Annotated in this window: 13 protein-coding genes and 1 tRNA gene; 7 read left to right on the top strand and 7 right to left on the bottom strand. The window is 65.7% G+C overall.

All coding sequences use genetic code 11. The features are described from left to right. On the bottom strand, positions 1 to 1542 hold the full coding sequence (locus tag AB4Z43_RS20890; protein WP_441938854.1) for a DUF4153 domain-containing protein: 1542 nt from the start codon (positions 1540 to 1542) through the stop codon (positions 1 to 3). 509 nt (positions 1543 to 2051) lie between these two features. Between AB4Z43_RS20890 and AB4Z43_RS20885 the strand changes: the two genes are divergently transcribed. Both AB4Z43_RS20885 and AB4Z43_RS20880 read left to right on the top strand, forming a co-directional pair. Beyond that, on the top strand, positions 2052 to 2945 hold the full coding sequence (locus AB4Z43_RS20885) for an HpcH/HpaI aldolase/citrate lyase family protein (RefSeq protein WP_441938853.1): 894 nt from the start codon (positions 2052 to 2054) through the stop codon (positions 2943 to 2945). Between the two features lie 49 nt (positions 2946 to 2994). Next, entirely contained in the window at positions 2995 to 3201 is a 207-nt protein-coding gene (locus AB4Z43_RS20880; RefSeq protein WP_027047555.1) for a DUF1737 domain-containing protein, read from the top strand. 162 nt (positions 3202 to 3363) lie between these two features. On the opposite strand, the gene AB4Z43_RS20875 is transcribed toward AB4Z43_RS20880, so the two are convergent. Then, positions 3364 to 3786 (bottom strand): metallopeptidase family protein, encoded by a 423-nt coding sequence (locus AB4Z43_RS20875; RefSeq protein ID WP_019862133.1) that lies wholly within the window; start codon positions 3784 to 3786, stop codon positions 3364 to 3366. 181 nt (positions 3787 to 3967) lie between these two features. Here AB4Z43_RS20875 and AB4Z43_RS20870 point away from each other — a divergent pair, with 181 nt between their 5' ends. From AB4Z43_RS20870 to AB4Z43_RS20860, 3 genes are read left to right on the top strand one after another with little or no spacing between them, the layout of a single operon-like run. Then, positions 3968 to 4993 carry an ImuA family protein gene (locus AB4Z43_RS20870; RefSeq protein ID WP_441938852.1) on the top strand — a complete coding sequence of 342 codons (1026 nt, stop codon included), beginning with the start codon at positions 3968 to 3970 and terminating at the stop codon, positions 4991 to 4993. Beyond that, positions 4935 to 6410, top strand: coding sequence for a DUF6504 family protein (locus AB4Z43_RS20865; RefSeq protein WP_441938851.1), 1476 nt, complete (start codon positions 4935 to 4937; stop codon positions 6408 to 6410). The genes AB4Z43_RS20870 and AB4Z43_RS20865 overlap by 59 nt, the downstream gene beginning before the upstream one ends. Then, complete coding sequence (locus AB4Z43_RS20860) at positions 6407 to 9763, top strand: error-prone DNA polymerase (protein WP_441938850.1); 3357 nt, start codon at positions 6407 to 6409, stop codon at positions 9761 to 9763. Before AB4Z43_RS20865 ends, AB4Z43_RS20860 begins: the two co-directional genes overlap by 4 nt. A 297-nt stretch (positions 9764 to 10060) precedes the next feature. Here the strand turns inward: AB4Z43_RS20860 and AB4Z43_RS20855 are convergent, their stop codons facing one another. The 4 genes from AB4Z43_RS20855 to AB4Z43_RS20840 all read right to left on the bottom strand — a co-directional run bounded on the left by AB4Z43_RS20855 (position 10061) and on the right by AB4Z43_RS20840 (position 12904). Next, a complete protein-coding gene (locus tag AB4Z43_RS20855; protein ID WP_019862137.1) occupies positions 10061 to 10306 on the bottom strand; it encodes a Trm112 family protein in 246 nt (81 codons plus the stop codon). A gap of 218 nt (positions 10307 to 10524) precedes the next feature. Then, positions 10525 to 11196, bottom strand: a complete 672-nt coding sequence (locus tag AB4Z43_RS20850; protein ID WP_027047556.1) for an LON peptidase substrate-binding domain-containing protein — start codon at positions 11194 to 11196, stop codon at positions 10525 to 10527. A 121-nt stretch (positions 11197 to 11317) separates the two neighbouring features. Continuing rightward, entirely contained in the window at positions 11318 to 12325 is a 1008-nt protein-coding gene (gene trxA / locus AB4Z43_RS20845) for a thioredoxin (protein WP_027047557.1), read from the bottom strand. Between the two features lie 81 nt (positions 12326 to 12406). After that, complete coding sequence (locus AB4Z43_RS20840; RefSeq protein ID WP_441938849.1) at positions 12407 to 12904, bottom strand: prolyl-tRNA synthetase associated domain-containing protein; 498 nt, start codon at positions 12902 to 12904, stop codon at positions 12407 to 12409. A 212-nt stretch (positions 12905 to 13116) separates the two neighbouring features. Between AB4Z43_RS20840 and AB4Z43_RS20835 the strand changes: the two genes are divergently transcribed. Both AB4Z43_RS20835 and AB4Z43_RS20830 read left to right on the top strand, forming a co-directional pair. Further along, positions 13117 to 13191: transfer RNA gene (locus AB4Z43_RS20835), tRNA-Gly, on the top strand. Between the two features lie 631 nt (positions 13192 to 13822). Beyond that, entirely contained in the window at positions 13823 to 15064 is a 1242-nt protein-coding gene (locus AB4Z43_RS20830) for a M24 family metallopeptidase (protein WP_441938848.1), read from the top strand. Between the two features lie 74 nt (positions 15065 to 15138). On the opposite strand, the gene AB4Z43_RS20825 is transcribed toward AB4Z43_RS20830, so the two are convergent. Next, a complete protein-coding gene (locus AB4Z43_RS20825) occupies positions 15139 to 16578 on the bottom strand; it encodes an amidase (protein WP_441938847.1) in 1440 nt (479 codons plus the stop codon). Positions 16579 to 16697: the final 119 nt, after the last annotated feature.

Genomic DNA, 16697 nt, shown 5'->3' with positions numbered 1-16697 from the left:
TCAGCGGCCCGGCAAGGAAGGTTGCGAAGGCTGAGGAAGCACGAGCGACCCCTTGCTGTCGAGATAGGCAAGCAGGCGCCAGTCGCGAAAGCTCCAGGCCCGCCAGTTTTCCTGGACGGTTCGGTACCAACCCTCGTCGATGCCACGCAGTCTCGCAAGTTCGCGTGTGGCGCCGGCGTCGGGGGTCTTGCCCTGATGATCGAAGAAGCGGTCGAGCGCCGGAAACGCGCCCGGGCCGAGCGAGCGCAGGTACCAAGCGTCGAGGGGAATACCCTGGCCGGTCATTTCGAGGGAATGGTCGACATTGTAATTGGCGATCGTCGCGGCGAAATTGATGAAACAGCAGGCATAAAGCGTCAGGGATAACGTCAGAAGATTGGCGGAGGAGAGCCATTCATTGGATTTTCCAAGCGCGATGCGGGCGGTGATCAGCGCAAGCCCTGCCGCCACCAGCCCCATCCAGACGAAAGCCGCGATGCGCCAATAGGTCAGCGCATAGATGCCGACATAGAGGTCGAGCCGCAGGATCGACGAGATGACCAGCATGATGTTCTGCGCCACCCAGGCATAGACCAGCCGGCGGATGACGGGATCTCCTGAGGTCTCGCTGCCCGGCCTGAGCGCCGCCAGCACGAACCCGGCGGCAAGCAGTGCGGTAACGATCAGGGGATAGGCGCCGCGATGCGCATAGGCGGCATAGCTCAAGCCGTCGGGAAGGGCGACACCGCCCCACAGATAGGTGGCGTCGAGCCCGGTCTGCAGCGCAAACAGCGCGTTGAAGACAATCAGCGCGCGCAGGATGGCGGGTTTGCCGAAGACGGTCTCCTCGATGACGTGTCGTTGCGGATTGGTCGCCGGTTGAGCAACGGCAAGTGGTGGCCGGGAGATGCGCCGCGAAAAACGCGGCAGGCGTGGCCGCAGAAAGGCCCAGACGCCGGCAAGCACGAACAGCCAGAAGGCGATCCGCGCCAGCTGGATGAGATCGAGCAGCTTCATCAGGTCGATCAGCGACAGCCAGTAGTCGATGACCGGATTGGCGGCGCCGAACAGCGCCAGGAAGACGGCGCCCAGCGTCAGCGGCATCACCCAGACGGCGACCGCCGCAAGCCTGACGCGGCGCCCGCCAAGCCGGCGCGCCGTCTTGCGCCAACGGATGAAATCACGGACGAAGCGGAACGGCGCCGCGAGCCCGAACAACGCAATCTGGCCGACAATACGGGCCATGCCGTGCCGCAGGCGACCGCTCAGCGAAAGCGCGAAGACGACCAGCGCCGCAAGCGCCATCGAGACGGACAGGGGGCTGACATTTTCGGCGAGCGGCAGCAGCGCGACAAGCAAGGCGGCGGGCTTGAGCCAGACCCTGATGTCGCTGAAGGCCGTGGGATGCACGGCCACGACCGCAGCGGCAATCAGGATGGCGAACAGGAAAGCTGTGATGCCGGCGGGTTGGCCGTAGAACAGGAAATCCGCCAGCACGACCAGCAGCACGGCAACACCGAAGCGGCTGCAATAACTTGGCGCGGCAGAGAAAAACGCTGTCACGACCTGATCCTCCCGATGGTGTCCAGCCGGAAGGTCGGCGGACACTTGCGGGCGAAAGGGATGAGAATCGCCATGGGATTCGCGCGTGGCGGATCGACCAGCCACCAGCCTTCGCTGCGCAGGCGCTGTGGCACGGACCAATGGGGTTTTGCTCGCTTGTGCATGCCGCCTGTTTCGCAGGCCGGCAGGGAAACGGCAGGGCGGATCCGAGGAGCTTTTCCGCAGGCCTGTGCAGTTTTCGTGCAGGGTCGCGCATCACGGCTGGTGCGCTGCCCCACCATCCTACGGACGTTGGCGCTGCCCCAGGCAGGCTCCTGTCCTCTCCCTCCGGAGGGGAAGGCTCTCTTCCGCAACTGCTGAGGAAGGGCGCCGAGCTTCTACCTCCCCCTTGTGGGGAGGTCGGACCGAAGGTCCGGGTGGGGTGCTGGCGCCGACCCCGCAGCTTCGCAGCGACCCTGCGCACAGCACCAACGCTTGCCTCGACCACCCACAGACGGCATAGATCGGATATGACCGAACCCTGCCGCCCGCGCCGCTCCGTCCTCTACGTCCCGGCCTCCAACGACAAGGCGCTGGCCAAGATCGCGCTTCTGTCCTGCGACGCAATCATCATCGACCTCGAGGACGCCGTCGCCCCGGCCGACAAGATCGCCGCCCGCGAAAAACTGCCCGCGATCTTCGCCAACCGCCCGGTCGCCAACAATCTCGGCCGCCGCTGCGAGATGGTGGTGCGCGTCAATGCGCTGGCCAGCGAATGGGGCGCCGACGACCTCTTGGCCGTGGCGAAAGTCGAGCCTGACGGCATCCTTTTGTCCAAGGTCGCCACGCCGCGCGACATCCTCGAAGTCGGCGACGTGCTCGACGACAATTTTGCCCCCGACAGCGTGAAACTCTGGGCGATGATCGAGACGCCCAAGGCGCTGCTCAACATCGGCGCCATTGCCGAACTGGGCCGCGATCCGGCCTCACGACTCAATTGTTTCGTGGCCGGAACGAATGATCTCGCCAAGGAAACCGGTGTGCTGGTGACGGCGGACCGGCGCTACCTCGTGCCATGGCTGATGCAGATGGTGCTGGCCGCGCGCGCCGGCGGTCTCGACATGCTCGACGGCGTTGCCAATGATTTTCGCGACCTCGACGCCTTTGCCCGTGAGTGTGCGGAGGCGGCGGCCATGGGCTTCGACGGCAAGACGCTGATCCATCCGGCCCAGATCGACGCCGCGAACCGCGCCTTCGCGCCCTCGCCGCAGGCGGTCGCCGAGGCACGCGCGGTGAAGGATGCCTTTTCACGTGCCGAGAATACTGGCAAAGGCGTGATCGCGCTGAACGGCAAGATGGTCGAGCGGCTGCATCTGGCACAGGCCGAAAAACTGCTGGCGAAGGCGGCCGCCATCGGCGCATGATATAGCCCCATGCTCGCGAGCTATGGGCACTTACGACAGGACTTGAGACATGAAACTCTACCGCTTTCTCACCGGCCCGGACGACGCCAGCTTCTGCCACAAGGTGACGGCGGCGCTGAACAAGGGCTGGCACCTGTTCGGCTCCCCGACCTACGCCTACGACAAGAAGGCCAAGACCATGCGCTGCGGCCAGGCCGTGGTGAAGGACGTCGACGGCCAGGAATATGGGCCGGACACCAAGCTCAGCGACTGGTAGATTTTGCAAAGCGCCGACGCAGGCTGTGTCGAGATTCAGGTCAGGCCGAGTCGAAAATGGTGGTGCCCGAGAACCGGAGCGGAGCGTACTTTTGGTACGTGAGCACCGGAAGCGCAGGGGACCGCAATTTGCAGGCCGGAATCACCTGAATATCGACACAGCCTACTCGGCTGCCTCTTCGATCTTCTCCATATCATCGTCCGACAGGCCGAAATGGTGGCCGATCTCGTGGATCAGCACATGGGTGACGATGTCGCCCAGCGTCTCCTCGTTCTCGGCCCAATAGTCGAGCATGGCGCGGCGGTAGAGCGTGATGCGGTTCGGGCCTTCGCCGGTCTGCGGGTTCCAGCGCTCGGCGATGCCGCGGCCCTCGAACAGGCCGAGCAGGTCGAACGGCGTCTCCAGCGACAGGTCGTCCATGATCTCGTCGGTCGGGAACTCGGCGATCTGGATGACGATCTCGCCGGTCAGCTTGCGAAAATCCTCCGGCAGATGGGCGTACGCCTCCAGCGCCAGGAACTCTATCTCCTCCATCGAGGGCGCGAGTTCGCCATGCCAGGTGCGGGTCTTATAGATGCGGGCCATGCTTTGTCCTTTGATCCGGCATATAGGCTTTCGCGCCGGGCGAGGCAAATGAAGTGGCCGCTACGCCCTGTCGTGCAGGGTCTGCAGGAATAAATTCCTTGTGACTCTGCTTGACTCTTCGGGTCGGCTCTGGAATCCTAGAGAACATAACAGGAACAATTGTGAGTGGACACTGACCGTCATGGCGATATCAGCCGTGGCGCGGGAGACTGTTTTTGCCCTGCGCCGCCAGATCGCGAAGATCGAGGGAACGCTGCCCGAGCGCCTGCAGGCGCCGGCTGGCGCGCCGCTTGATGCCGACGCCAGCCCCGATCTCACGATCGTCCGGCGCGGTCTTGCCGCTGCCTTGCCGGATGCCTTCCTGCCTGTCGGCGTCGACCCCCTCGATGCCGCCCTGAGCGGCGGGCTGCCGAAAGCGGCGCTCAGCGAAATCCATGGCCTGGAAACCCGCGATGCTGGAGCCGTCGCCGGCTTTGCCCTGTCGCTCGCCAGCCTGATCCTCAAGCAGGCGCAAGGCCTGCCGGTGTTGTGGATCGGCACCGCAGAAATCTTCCGCGAGGCGGGCTTTCCCTATGCCAGGGGACTGCAGGCCTCCTTCGGCATCGAACCGGAACAATTGCTGTTTTCCGAGGCGCCGAAACTCGTCGATGCGCTGTGGGTCGCCGAGGAAGCAGCGCGGATGACGGCGCTCGCCGCGGTCATCCTCGAAATCCGCGGCAATCCGCAACGGCTCGACCTGACCGCGACGCGGCGGCTGCATGCGAGGGCGCAAAGTGCCGGCCGCCCCGTATTCCTGCTGCGGCAGGCGGCCGAGCCCGAACCGACGGCGGCGCCCGTTCGCCTCATCGTCTCGCCGGCGCCGGCCGTGCCGCGCGAAACCGTCGCCGGGCCGCTCGCCGGATCGATCGGCCGCCCGGCCTTCACCATCAGCATCGGCAAGAGCCGCACGGCCCTGCCTGGACAATTCACACTGGAGTGGAACCCCGATGAACGCGTATTCGACGAAAGAAGGGGCGAAGAAGGCCGGGCAAAGAATCCTGTCCCTGTGGTTTCCCTATCTGGCGGCCGAAAGGATCCTGCGGCAGCGTCTGGGGCGGTCCTGGCGTTCCCGGCCCCAAGATCATCCGACGCCATCTCATCCGCCACTGGTGATCAGCCACCGCCACGGCAACGCGCAGCGCATCTCAGCCCTCGACGAGCGGGCTGAGGCGCTGCACCTGAAGCGCGACATGGGCATTGCCGACGCGCGTGCCATGCATCCCTCGATCGACATCGTCGAGGCCGATCCGGAGGCAGACCGGCGCCTGCTCGAAGGCCTTGCCGACTGGTGCGACCGCTACACTCCGCTGGTGGCGCTGGACGGAGCGGACGGCCTGTTTCTCGACGTCACCGGCTGCACCCATCTGTTCGGCGGCGAACGCGCCATGCTGGACGACATCCTGTCGCGCTTCCTGCATCAGGGGTTCGATGTCCGCGCCGGCCTTGCCCCGACGCCGGGCGCGGCCTGGGCGGCGGCCCGCTTTTGCGGCGACCGCATCGTCGATGGCGGCGAGGAGGAAGCGCTGCTGGCGCCCTTGCCGCTCGCCGCACTGCGCATAGCGCCGGAAACCCGCGCCAGCCTGGAAAGTGTCGGCCTGCGCACGGCGGGCGCCGTCATGGCCGCCCCGCGCGCGCCGCTTGCCCGCCGCTTCGGCGCCACCTTGCTGCTGCGCCTCGACCAGGCCCTTGGCCGTCTCGACGAGGCGGTGTCGCCGCGCCTTCCCGTGGCGCCGCTTTCGGTCGAGCGGCATCTCGCCGAACCCGTCACCCTCACCGAGGACATCGAACGCCTGGTCGGCCTGCTGGCGACGACCTTGAAGATCGATCTCGAACGCCGCGGCGAGGGCGCCCGGACGCTGGCGCTGCTGCTCTTCCGCGTCGACGGCGCCGTCAGCCGCATCGCCTTGGGCACCTCGCGGCCGATGCGCGATCCCCGGCTGATCCAGAAGCTGTTCCATGAAAGGCTGGCCGCCCTCGAGCAGGACATCGACGCCGGCTACGGCTTCGATCTGGTGCGGCTTTCGGTGCTGGCGGCCGCCGCCTTCGACATGGCGCAGGCCGATCTGACCGGCGAGGTGACCGATGACGGCGCCGACATCGCGCTGTTCGCCGACCGCATCCGCGCCAGGCTCGGCGAGGGCGCCGTGCTGCAGCCGGTCGCGGTTGAAAGCCATCTGCCGGAGCGTGCCGTCGCCATCGTCCCCTTCAGCGAAGCGCCGCGCCGGACCACGCCGCCGAAGAGACAGGACAGGGTGCAGGCGCCCAAAACCATCTTTCCGCCGGAACGGCCGATCCGGCTGTTCCGCGCGCCCGAGCCCATCGAGGTGCCGGCCACCGAAATGCCGGAGGGTCCGCCGCTGCATTTCCGCTGGCGGCGCGCGCTCTATCGCGTCACCCGCGCCGAGGGTCCCGAACGCATCGCCGCCGAATGGTGGCGCCAGGCGCCAGGCGACGCGGCGGCATCGACACGCGACTATTTCCGCATCGAGGATGCCGAAGGCCGCCGCTACTGGCTCTACCGGCAAGGGCTTTACGGCGGCTCGCAAGCCGCGCCGCGCTGGTTCATGCACGGGGTCTTCGCATGAACGCGCTGACCGTCATTCCCTATGCCGAGTTCGGCATCCAGTCGAATTTCTCCTTCCTGCGCGGCGCCTCCAAGCCGGAGGAGCTGGTGGTCGCGGCCAAGCTCATGGGTTTTTCGGCGATCGGCCTAGCCGACCGCAACACGGTGGCCGGCGTGGTGCGCGCCTGGCAGCAGGCCAAGGTCGAAAAGCTTGCCTATCACCCCGGCTGCCGGCTGGTTTTTGGCGACGGCACGCCGGACATTCTCGCCTATCCCAGGAACCGGGCAGGCTGGGGGCATCTGTGCCGCATGCTCACCCAGGCCAATCTGCGCGACGAGACCGAAAAGGGCGCCACCCTTCTCCAGCGCGGCGACCTGCTCGAATGGGGAGATCTGATGTCGCTGGCGGTCCTGCCCGATCTGGCGGCGGGCGCTGAAGACGGTCTTGCCTTGCTTGGCCAGCTCAAGGACCGCTTCGGCAGGGCCCTGCGGCTTGGCGTCTCGCCCTGTTATGCGGGCAATGACCGTTTCCGGATCGAGCAGGCAGCGGCGTTTGCCCAGAGCACCGGCATCCCGCTGATGGCGACCAACGATGTCCTCTACCACACCGCCGAACGCCGCCCGCTGCAGGACGTGCTGACCGCCATCCGCCTCAACACGCCCGTCGCCGAGGTCGGGCTGGAGCTCAGCGCCAATGCCGAACGCCATCTGAAGCCGCCGCTGGAAATGGCCCGCCTGTTCCGCAGGCATCCGCAGGCGCTGGCCGAGACGCTGCTGTTCGCGGAAGAATTGACCTTCTCGCTCAGTGATCTCCAGTACAATTACCCCGACGAGCCGACGGAATCCGGCCTCGGGCCGCAGGCCGAGCTGGAAAGGCTGGCGCGGGAGGGGGCAGCCAGGCGCTATCCCTCAGGCGTGCCTCACTCGGTGATCAAGCGCATCGAGGAAGAGCTCGCTTTGATCGAGCGCCTCAACTACGCCCGCTATTTCCTGACGGTTTACGACATCGTCAAATACGCCCGCAGCCAGGACATTCTCTGCCAGGGGCGCGGCTCGGCCGCCAATTCGATCGTCTGCTTCTGCATCGGCATCACCGAAGTCGGGCCGGACCGGATCGACACGCTGTTCGAGCGCTTCATTTCCGAAGAGAGGAACGAGCCGCCCGACATCGATGTCGACTTCGAGCATGAGAAGCGCGAGACCGTCATCCAGTACATCTACGAGAAATACAGCTCCAAGCGCACCGCGCTCGCCGCCGCCGTCATCAGCTATCGCGGCCGTTCGGCGCTGCGCGAAGTGTCGAAGGCTATGGGCCTGTCGGAGGATGTCCGGGCGTCCCTGTCCGGCTCGATCTGGGGCTGGTCGACCTCCGAGGTCGGCGAGAAGGAAGCCCGCGCCGGCGGCCTCGACCAGAGCGACCCGACATCGCGTCATGTGATGGAACGGGCCAACGAGATCATGGGGTTCCCCCGCCACCTCTCCCAGCATGTCGGCGGCTTCGTCATCACCAGGGACCGGCTCGACGAGATCGTGCCCATCGTCAAGACGGCGATGGACGAGCGCAAGATGGTCGAATGGGACAAGGACGATCTCGACGCGGTGAAGATCCTGAAAGTGGATGTGCTGGCGCTCGGCATGCTGACCTGCCTGCAGCGCGCCTTCACCCTGCTTACGGATCACTATCCAAAAGCCCGGGATCCCTATGGCCAACCCTATGTGCTCGCCACCTTGCCGCCGGAAGACAGGCGCGTCTACGACATGATCGGCCGCGCCGACACGCTCGGCGTCTTCCAGATCGAATCGCGCGCCCAGATGTCGATGCTGCCGAGGCTCAAGCCAAAGGATTTCTATGATCTTGTCATCGAGGTGGCGATCGTGCGGCCCGGCCCGATCCAGGGCGACATGGTGCACCCCTATCTGCGCCGCCGGCAAGGCAAGGAAAAACCCGAATATCAGAAGCCGGAGCTCGAGGCGATTCTCAGCAAGACGCTCGGCGTGCCGCTGTTCCAGGAACAGGCGATGAAGATCGCCATCGTCGCCGGCGGCTTCAGGCCGGGCGAGGCCGACGAACTGCGCCGCGCCATGGCCACCTTCAAGCGCACCGGCACCATCGGCAATTACCGCCAGCGCATGATCGACGGCATGGTCGGCAAGGGCTACACCAAGGACTTCGCCGAGCGCTGCTTCAAGCAGATCGAGGGTTTTGGCGAATATGGCTTTCCCGAAAGCCACGCCGCCTCCTTCGCCTTGCTCGTCTATGCCTCCTGCTGGTTCAAGACCTTCTATCCCGACGTGTTCTGCGCCGCGATCCTGAATTCGCAGCCGATGGGGTTCTACCAGCCGGCGCAGCTGGTGCGCGACGCGCGCGACCATGGCGTCGACATCCGCGAGGTCGACGTCAATTATTCCGTCTGGGACTGCACCCTGGAAAAAGCGCCGTTCGATCCGGCCCGCATCCTGCCGCGCCATGCCGATATGCGTGGTGTCATCGAGACGAACCATGCGGTGCGGCTCGGCTTCCGGCAGATCAAGGGTCTTTCCAAGGAACGCATGGAGGATTTCGCAAAGCGGCGGGGTTCAGCTTATGAAACCGTCCGTGACGTCTGGCTGCGCTCCGGCCTCGATGTCGACGAGATCGAGAGGCTGGCGCAGGCCGATGCCTTTCGTTCGATCGGCCTCGACCGCCGTGCCGCACTGTGGGAAGTGCGCGCGCTTGGCGCCAAGAGCGCGGCCGAAAAGCTGCCGCTGTTCGACCAGCCGGCACTGCGTCTGCGCGAACTGGAGCCGGAGACGAAGCTGCCGAAAATGCCGCTCGGCGAGCATGTCATCCACGACTACCGCTCGCTCGGCCTGTCGCTGAAGGCGCATCCCGTCGCCTTCCTGCGCGAGCGGCTCGACCGCGCCGGCGTCACGCCCAATGCCAACCTGCCTTCGGTACGTGACGGCAGACGGGTTTCCGTCGCCGGCCTCGTGCTGGTGCGCCAGCGCCCCGGCAAGGGCAATGCCATCTTCCTGACGCTGGAGGACGACAAGGCGGTCGCCAACGTCATCTTCTGGGAGCGGACCTTTACCCGCTTTCGGCCCATCGTCATGGGCGCGCGCTTCGTCAAGGTGACCGGGAAATTGCAGTCGGAATCCGGTGTCATCCATATCGTCGCCGAAAAGATCGAGGATCTGACGCCCTGGCTGACCGTGCTGCTGGAGAAGGTCAGCGGAGCCGGAGCGCCGGGGGCCCAACCGATGGGGTATGCCAAAGAGGTAGGCTCGGATCGCCGCAGCCGGCCCGAGATTGGGAACGCGCCGGCAAGGCAGGACCTCGCAACGCTGTCGGAAGAGGCGGAACAGGTCATGCCCAAGGGGCGCAATTTTCAGTAGGCGCGGCCCTTGTCTTCGTCATCTGAAGAGACGCCGTGATCCTTGGCGCCCCCCTCTGTCCTGCCGGACATCTCCCCCACGAGGGGGGAGATTGGCAGCTTCGATCTCGCCGCCTCTCTTAACTCGCAATGCTGAAAATTCGCGAAGGCCGAGGTGACAGCCGATCTCCCCCCTTGTGGGGGAGATGCTCGGCAGGGCAGAGGGGGGCGCTGTCCCGCCAGCCTCTCAAACTTCTACGCCCAGCTGCTTCGCGATTGCGCTGCCTTGGGAGAGCAAAACGACGGATGGCTATGCTGCTCAACCCGGCCCGCTCAGCCTCGGCGGCGGCGCCAGCACATCTTCCGCCGACAGCGTCCGCGCCTCGGAGGGCAGCATGATCGGGATGCCGTCACGCACCGGATAGGCGAGCTTGGCGACCCGCGAGATCAGTTCGCCGCGCTCCGGATCCCAGGCTAGCGGCCCCTTGGTCAGCGGGCAGGCCAAAAGCTCCAGCAGCTTGGGATCGACATCGATCTTCTTCCCGTCACGCCCATCCGCCGCCATCGGTTCCTCTTCTCAGCTTCTAGCCTAGATGTACCAAGACCCAGGTCAGGCCGAACCGGAGTCGAAGACGGGCGCGCAGCGACCAAAATGGTGGCTTCCGAGAACCGGAGCGGAGCGTACTTTTCGTACGTGAGCTCAGTTCTACTGCGACGCAGTAGAACTGAGAAGCGCAGGAAGCCTCCATTTGCAGGCCGGCATCACCTGAATATCGGCACATCTTACTGTAGGCTCGAGCCAAAGTCCTCATTCTCGCGCGCCAGCGCCATTTCGGTGATGGCGATCAGCGTTTCGGCGCGCGTCTTCAGGTCGGCGGCTTCGAGCAGCGCCTGTTTCTCGGCCGGGCCGTAGGGCGCCATCATCGACAGCGCATTGACCAGCATGGCATTTTCGGCGCGGCTGACGCTTTCCCAGTCGGCCTCGAGATCGTTCGCCTGCAGATAGGCTCGAAACGCCTTGAGCAGTGCCGGCCGGTCGATCTCGTTCGCCGCCGGATCGTCATCGAGATCGGCGAGGAAGGGCGCGGGCTTTGCCTGGCGAAACGGCGTCTTGACCGTCAGTTCATGGGCGATGCGGAAGCGGAACACACCCTGCAGCGAAATCAGGTAACGGCCGTCGCCGGTTTCGGAGAAGGCGATGATACGGCCGGCGCAGCCGACATTGCAGAGTTCCGGCTCGCCATCCTCCCGCAGCGCACCGTCCAGACGGGGCTGGATGACGCCGATCAGCCGCGAGCCGGCAACCGCTTCGTCCACCATCTGCAGATAGCGCGGCTCGAAGATGTTGAGCGGCATGCGGCCGCCCGGCAGCAAAAGCGCGCCCTCGAGGGGAAAGATCGGGATCGTCGACGGCAGATCCTTGGCCAGCCGGTAATGCGCGTTTCCCGCTTGCACCACATTCCTCCGATCGACTTCTTTCGCCCGCCGCCGGGATCGTCGGCTTGGCCGAAGTCAGCTTCCTAATCTGGCGCGGCCGCCGCCGACCACAAGCCCGTGCGACGAAACAGCCGCCGGCTCAGGAAAACAGCAGCGCCGACAATTTGCGCCGCGCCGCCAGCGTCGCCTCGTCGGTCATGCCCCAGGCTTCGAAAAACTGCAGCAATTGCGTCCTGGCGCCGTCCTCGTTCCAGCCGCGGTCGGCCTTGATGATGGCCAGCAGATTGTCGGCTGCCGCCGTGCGCTCGCCCCTGGCGTTCTGGATCATGGCCAGGTCGAAACGCGCCTGATGGTCTTTGGGGTTTTCGGCGAGGCGGCGCTCGAACTCGGCCGGATTGCCGAGTTCCGCCGCCTGCGCGGCCAGCGCCATCTTGGCGCGCAAGGCGGCGAGAACAGGCGCGTCCTTCTTGGCCTCGGGTGCCGTTGCCAGCAGCGCCTCGGCGCCTTGCGTGTCGCCGGCTTCGAACAGCAGCTCGCCCAGTCCGGCGATCGCCTCGATCGTCTCCGGCGCCTGCGCCAGGACAGCGTCAAAAATGTCGGCGGCGGTCTGCATGTCGCCGGCCTCGCGCGCTTCGGTCGCAGCCGCCAGCGCCTCGGCCACGGCCGGGGCGCCATTGCCCTTGCCGCCGACCTTGGTGATGAACTCGGCGATCTGGCTCTCCGGAATGGCCCCCATGAAGCCGTCGACCGGCTGGCCGTCCTTGAAGGCGATGACGGCCGGAATGGACTGGATGCCGAGCTGGCCGGCGATGGAGGGGTGATCGTCGATGTTCATCTTGACCAGCTTGACCTTGCCGCCGGCGGCCCGGACTGCCTTTTCCAGCTGCGGTGTCAGCTGCTTGCAGGGGCCGCACCACGGCGCCCAGAAATCGACGAGCACCGGCTGGCGGCGCGATTCCTGGATGACGTCGGCGGCGAAGGCGGCGGTCGTGGTGTCCTTGATGACATCGCCCGCGGGGGCGGCGGCTGGCGCATCGCCAAGCGAGACCTTCGCCGGCGCGGCTGCGGTTCCGCCATACTGAACGGTGGTGGCATACTGGCCGCCACTGCTGCCGAATGACCCGCCAAACGGCTTGTTGTCGCTCATCTCGTCACCCTTTCGGTCGCGCCGCCGGCCCGCGGGTCGGCGCCATGTCATTGGAAGTCGGTTTCGCCATGCATGTGGCGATCATGCCGAGACTTTCAAGATAGCAGCATCGTGCCCGGTTGCCTCGACGAATCTGATGAGATCGGCCGACGCGATCGATGTCGTCGCCTCATTGGTCAGCGGATGGGCGTTGATGACGGCATGTGCCATCAAATCCTGGTCGAGCACCAGCTTGACCCGGTTGGCCGTGTCGTTGATGACGCCGAAGACGGTGACGGCGCCCGGCGAGACGCCCAGGAGCTCCATCAGCATCTCCGGCTTGCCGAAGGAAACACGGCTGGCGGCGCCGATCAGCTGGTGGATCTGCTTGAGATCGACGACCGCGTCCTCGCCGACGGTGACCAGGAAGAAATTGTCCTTCTTGTCCTTCAGGAACAGGTTTTTCGTGTGCCCGCCGGCGATCTCGCCGCGCAGCGCCTGCGAATCGGCGACCGTGTAGAGCGGCGGATGGCGTTTTGTCGAAACGGCGACGCCGAGTTCGGCGAGAAAGGCAAAAAGTTCGGCTTCGGTCTTCGGCATCGGTCTTCTTCTTCGTCGTTTTCCCGCCTTGCCGTTTACGGCCAATGCGGTGGCCGGCACAAGGCCATCGCGCAAAGGCGCGGTGAAATCCGCGCCGCACCGGCGGTTTGCCGGCATCGTTTGGCATGTTGAAAAAAGCCTGCGATTTCCCTGTTGCAATCGCCGCGCTCTTCAGCCATATAGGCCCGGCTTGCGGCCAAGACGCCGTGTGAGCGGGTGTAGCTCAGGGGTAGAGCACAACCTTGCCAAGGTTGGGGTCGAGCGTTCGAATCGCTTCACCCGCTCCAGTTTCCTTCCAGGGAATCAAGCATCGAAAAGCCGCGGTCCGCCGCGGCTTTTTCGTTTTTGGCGGGTGGAATCTCGCCCGCCAAAGGGCCGGGCGTCACTTATGGGACTGCCGGAAGCCGGCAACGTCGTACTGAGATACGCTCTTCGGGTTCTTGGAGTTCTGCGGCTGGGTGCTGGAATCGATCAAGTAGGGATTGCGCCCGCCCGCTGTCTTGCGACGGCCGTAGGGCACGCCCCAATAATCCTAACGCGTGGCAGAGGCGGCCCATTGCCGAAGCTCGCGCCGCCCCTCATTGCCCTGCCGGGCATTTCTCCCCGTATAGTGACGGGGAGAAAGTAGCTGGCGGCGACCTCGCCGTCTTTCTTTCGACGCTTGTGGTTGGCGAAACCGTTGATGACAGCTCCCCTCTCCCCGTCACTATACGGGGAGAGGATGCCGACAGGCAGGTGAGGGGCGGCGCCAACGCCTGGAAAGAGATGGGTGGGTATCAAGTCCCACGGGTCTCCGTTGCAGTCGCCTGCAGCATCTGCCGGCCAACGCGCGATCTGTCGGCAGCCGGATCTCCCATCCGGCCCTTGATTGTCCGCGCCCGCAATGCTCCGTTGCCGCCAGGCTATCCGGAGAAACCCATGACAGGCTTTGTCGACCGCCAGCGCGCCGCGCAGTTGATGGAAGGCGCCGGCATCGGGGCGCTGGTGCTGTGCGCACCCGAGGCTTTCCATTATGCGACCGGCGCGTGGATCGGCCCGGCCGGGCTGTTCCGCCGCGCCGGTGGCGGCTTCGTTATCATCCCGGCCGAACAAGATTTGCCGATCGGTGTTGTCGTCGCCGACTTCAACGCCGTGCAGCTGCGGCTCGTCGCACCCGAAGCGGTTGTGCGGTGGCACCCGATCTGGATCGAATCCGCGCCGGTCGAGACAGCGCACGAGTTGCCCCTGGCCGAACGCATCGAGGCCGGCCTTGCCTCGCTTGGCCGGGCGCCGGACTTCTCCCGTCCCGCCACTTTCGATCTCGCCGGCTCGGTGCGCCAGCTGCAGGCCTTGCTCAAGCAATTCGGACTGGAGCGCGCAATGCTCGGCATCGACCTCGACTTCGTCCCGGCCGCCGATTTCGCGGCCATCCAGGCGCTGCTGCCGCATTCCCCGATGGTCGATGGCTCGCCGGTGCTGGACAGGCTACGGGCCGTCAAATCACAGCGCGAGATCGATCTCCTTCAGCAAGGCATCTTTCTCTCGGAAGCCGGGCTGGAGCGCTTGCAGGTGGGCGCGATGGCCGGCATGCGACAGGCCGATCTCGTCGCGCTCTACCGCAAGGGCGTCGCCGACGCGGCCGCCGGGCTGTCGCATCCGGTCGTAACAGCCGAATATGTGACGCTGGGCGGCCGCGCCAAGGGCGCCGACGCCAGGGCCGTGGCCGGCGATCCCCTGAAATGCGACATGGTCTGCACGGTCGGTGGCTACGCCTCCGACATGTCGCGCAATTTCACCTTCGGGCCGCCTTCCGCCGACCAGGCCGAGCTGCATGCCATCGCCGAGCGCGCCTTCGAGGACGGGCTGGCGGCGCTGATCCCCGGAAACACGCTCGCTCATGTGCATCGCGTCACCACCGACAGCCTGGCGCGGCAAGGCCTGCGCAGCTTCCGCCGCGGCCATTTCGGCCACAGCGTCGGCCAGTCGGTGTTTTCCGAGCAATGGCCGTTCATTGCGGCCGACAGCGATGCGGTGATCGAGGCCGGCATGGTGCTGGCCTTTGAAATCCCGCTCTACATAGACGGCCTCGCCAGCTTCAATCTCGAGGACCAGTTCCTGATCACGGCGGATGGGCCGAGGCCGATGAACCGGCTGCCAAGGCGACTGGAGACGGTTGGGTAGGGTTGGTCGTTGTCGCCGTAGGGCGCGACCGCCGATGTTTCGTTATTCGTCGCGCTCCGCCCCTGCCGCGCCGGCTAACTAACACTCACGGCTGGCCGCCGATCCCTCCACGGCATCTCCTGCTCCAACTGCGCCGATGCCGCCAGCACGGTCGCCTCGTCGCCATAGCGGCCGACCAGCTGCACGCCGATCGGCACGCTACCTTTCGACCAGCCGAGCGGCAGCGAGATCGCCGGCTGGCCTGAAATGTTGAAGGGGAAGGCAAACACCGCGTCCGTCCATTTGGCGTTGTAGCGGTCGATGTCCGTCTCCGACATGTCGTAATAGCCGAGTGGGCGCGGCAGCTGCGTCAGCGTCGGCGTGATGAAGAGGTCGTAGGCGTCGAGATCGCCGACAATGTCGCGGCCGATCTGCCTGAGCTGCTCGACATCGGAGATGTGCCTGACACCGCTGGTGGCGCGGCCGCGCGCGATGATCGCCCAGGTCACCGCTTCGACGTCGGCTGGCGTCACCGGCCGCCCGATCACCGTTTCAAGATAGTCGAAGGTCGCCGCCGTCTGCACGCAGGTCATGTTGGTGTAGGTCGCCCAGGCGCCGTTGGCGTCGAGCGGCATGTCGTGCTGCTCGACGTGATGCCCCAGCCGTTCGAGTGTAGCCACGGTCGCCAGCACCGCTGCCTTCACCTCCGGATCGATGGCCGTGCCGTTGGGCGGCGTAACGGTGAAGCCGATGCGCAACCTTTTCGGCGCCCGTGCCGACAGGCTGAGCCAGGAGGCATCGGGAACCGGCGGCGTGTAGGGATCACCCGGCAGCGCGCCAGCCACCGCATCGAGATAGGCCGCCGTGTCGCGCACGCTGCGCGAGCAGCAGAGAAAATAGGCGCCGCCATACCAATAGTCGCCGAACGGCGCGAGGCTGACGCGGCCGCGCGACGGTTTCAGGCCGACGATGCCGCAGCATGAGGCTGGAATGCGGATGGAACCGGCGCCGTCGCTGGCTTCGGCGATCGGCACCATGCGCGAAGCGACGGCCGCCGCCGCCCCGCCGCTCGAGCCGCCGGGCGTGATGCCCTCCTTCCACGGGTTCTTCGTGACGCCGTAGAGTTTCGGCTCGGTGGTGATCGACCAGCCGTTCTCCGGCGCGTTCGACTTGCCGACCAGCACCCGTCCCGCCGCTTTCATGCGGCGGACGACTTCTGTGTCGGAATCGGCGACGACATCCCTGAGGTAGAAGCAGGAATTGGTGTTCGGCGCGCCGGTCCAGGACGAAGCCAGCTCCTTGAGCAGGAACGGCACGCCGGCGAAGGGTGCCGATCTGTCGACCGTCTGCGCCTGCGCCCGCGCCATGTCGTAGAGGCGATGGATCACCGCGTTCAGCGCCGGATTGAGCCGCTCGACCAGCGTGATCGCCGCCTCGACCAGTTCGGCCGGCGAAACCTGGCCGCCGCGCACCAGCCCGACCAGATCGAGCGCATCGGAGTCCGCATAGGTTTTCAAAAGACTGTCGGTGACCATGCCTCTCTCCCAAATTTGCATGCCTCGACACCGCGCTTAAGAATGCGCGAGCTGTCGCTATCGGCTAATTGCAAATGTAAGCGCTGCCCCTCATCCGCCTGCCGGCATCTTCTCCCCGT

Origin of the sequence: Mesorhizobium sp. 2RAF45, assembly GCF_052115225.1 — a bacterium.
Taxonomy (GTDB): Bacteria; Pseudomonadota; Alphaproteobacteria; order Rhizobiales; family Rhizobiaceae; genus Mesorhizobium; species Mesorhizobium jarvisii.
The sequence above is the reverse complement of the archived record's forward strand: the minus strand, read 5'-3'. Positions and strand labels throughout refer to the sequence as shown.

Excerpts from the sequence above, each read along its gene's own strand:
- trxA (WP_027047557.1), bottom strand. The coding sequence starts at position 12,325 with ATGAGCGACAACAAGCCGTTTGGCGGGTCATTCGGCAGCAGTGGCGGC.
- AB4Z43_RS20855 (WP_019862137.1), bottom strand. The coding sequence starts at position 10,306 with ATGGCGGCGGATGGGCGTGACGGGAAGAAGATCGATGTCGATCCCAAG.
- AB4Z43_RS20870 (WP_441938852.1), top strand. The coding sequence starts at position 3,968 with ATGGCGATATCAGCCGTGGCGCGGGAGACTGTTTTTGCCCTGCGCCGC.
- AB4Z43_RS20885 (WP_441938853.1), top strand. The coding sequence starts at position 2,052 with ATGACCGAACCCTGCCGCCCGCGCCGCTCCGTCCTCTACGTCCCGGCC.
- AB4Z43_RS20840 (WP_441938849.1), bottom strand. The coding sequence starts at position 12,904 with ATGCCGAAGACCGAAGCCGAACTTTTTGCCTTTCTCGCCGAACTCGGC.
- AB4Z43_RS20825 (WP_441938847.1), bottom strand. The coding sequence starts at position 16,578 with ATGGTCACCGACAGTCTTTTGAAAACCTATGCGGACTCCGATGCGCTC.
- AB4Z43_RS20875 (WP_019862133.1), bottom strand. The coding sequence starts at position 3,786 with ATGGCCCGCATCTATAAGACCCGCACCTGGCATGGCGAACTCGCGCCC.
- AB4Z43_RS20830 (WP_441938848.1), top strand. The coding sequence starts at position 13,823 with ATGACAGGCTTTGTCGACCGCCAGCGCGCCGCGCAGTTGATGGAAGGC.
- AB4Z43_RS20860 (WP_441938850.1), top strand. The coding sequence starts at position 6,407 with ATGAACGCGCTGACCGTCATTCCCTATGCCGAGTTCGGCATCCAGTCG.
- AB4Z43_RS20880 (WP_027047555.1), top strand. The coding sequence starts at position 2,995 with ATGAAACTCTACCGCTTTCTCACCGGCCCGGACGACGCCAGCTTCTGC.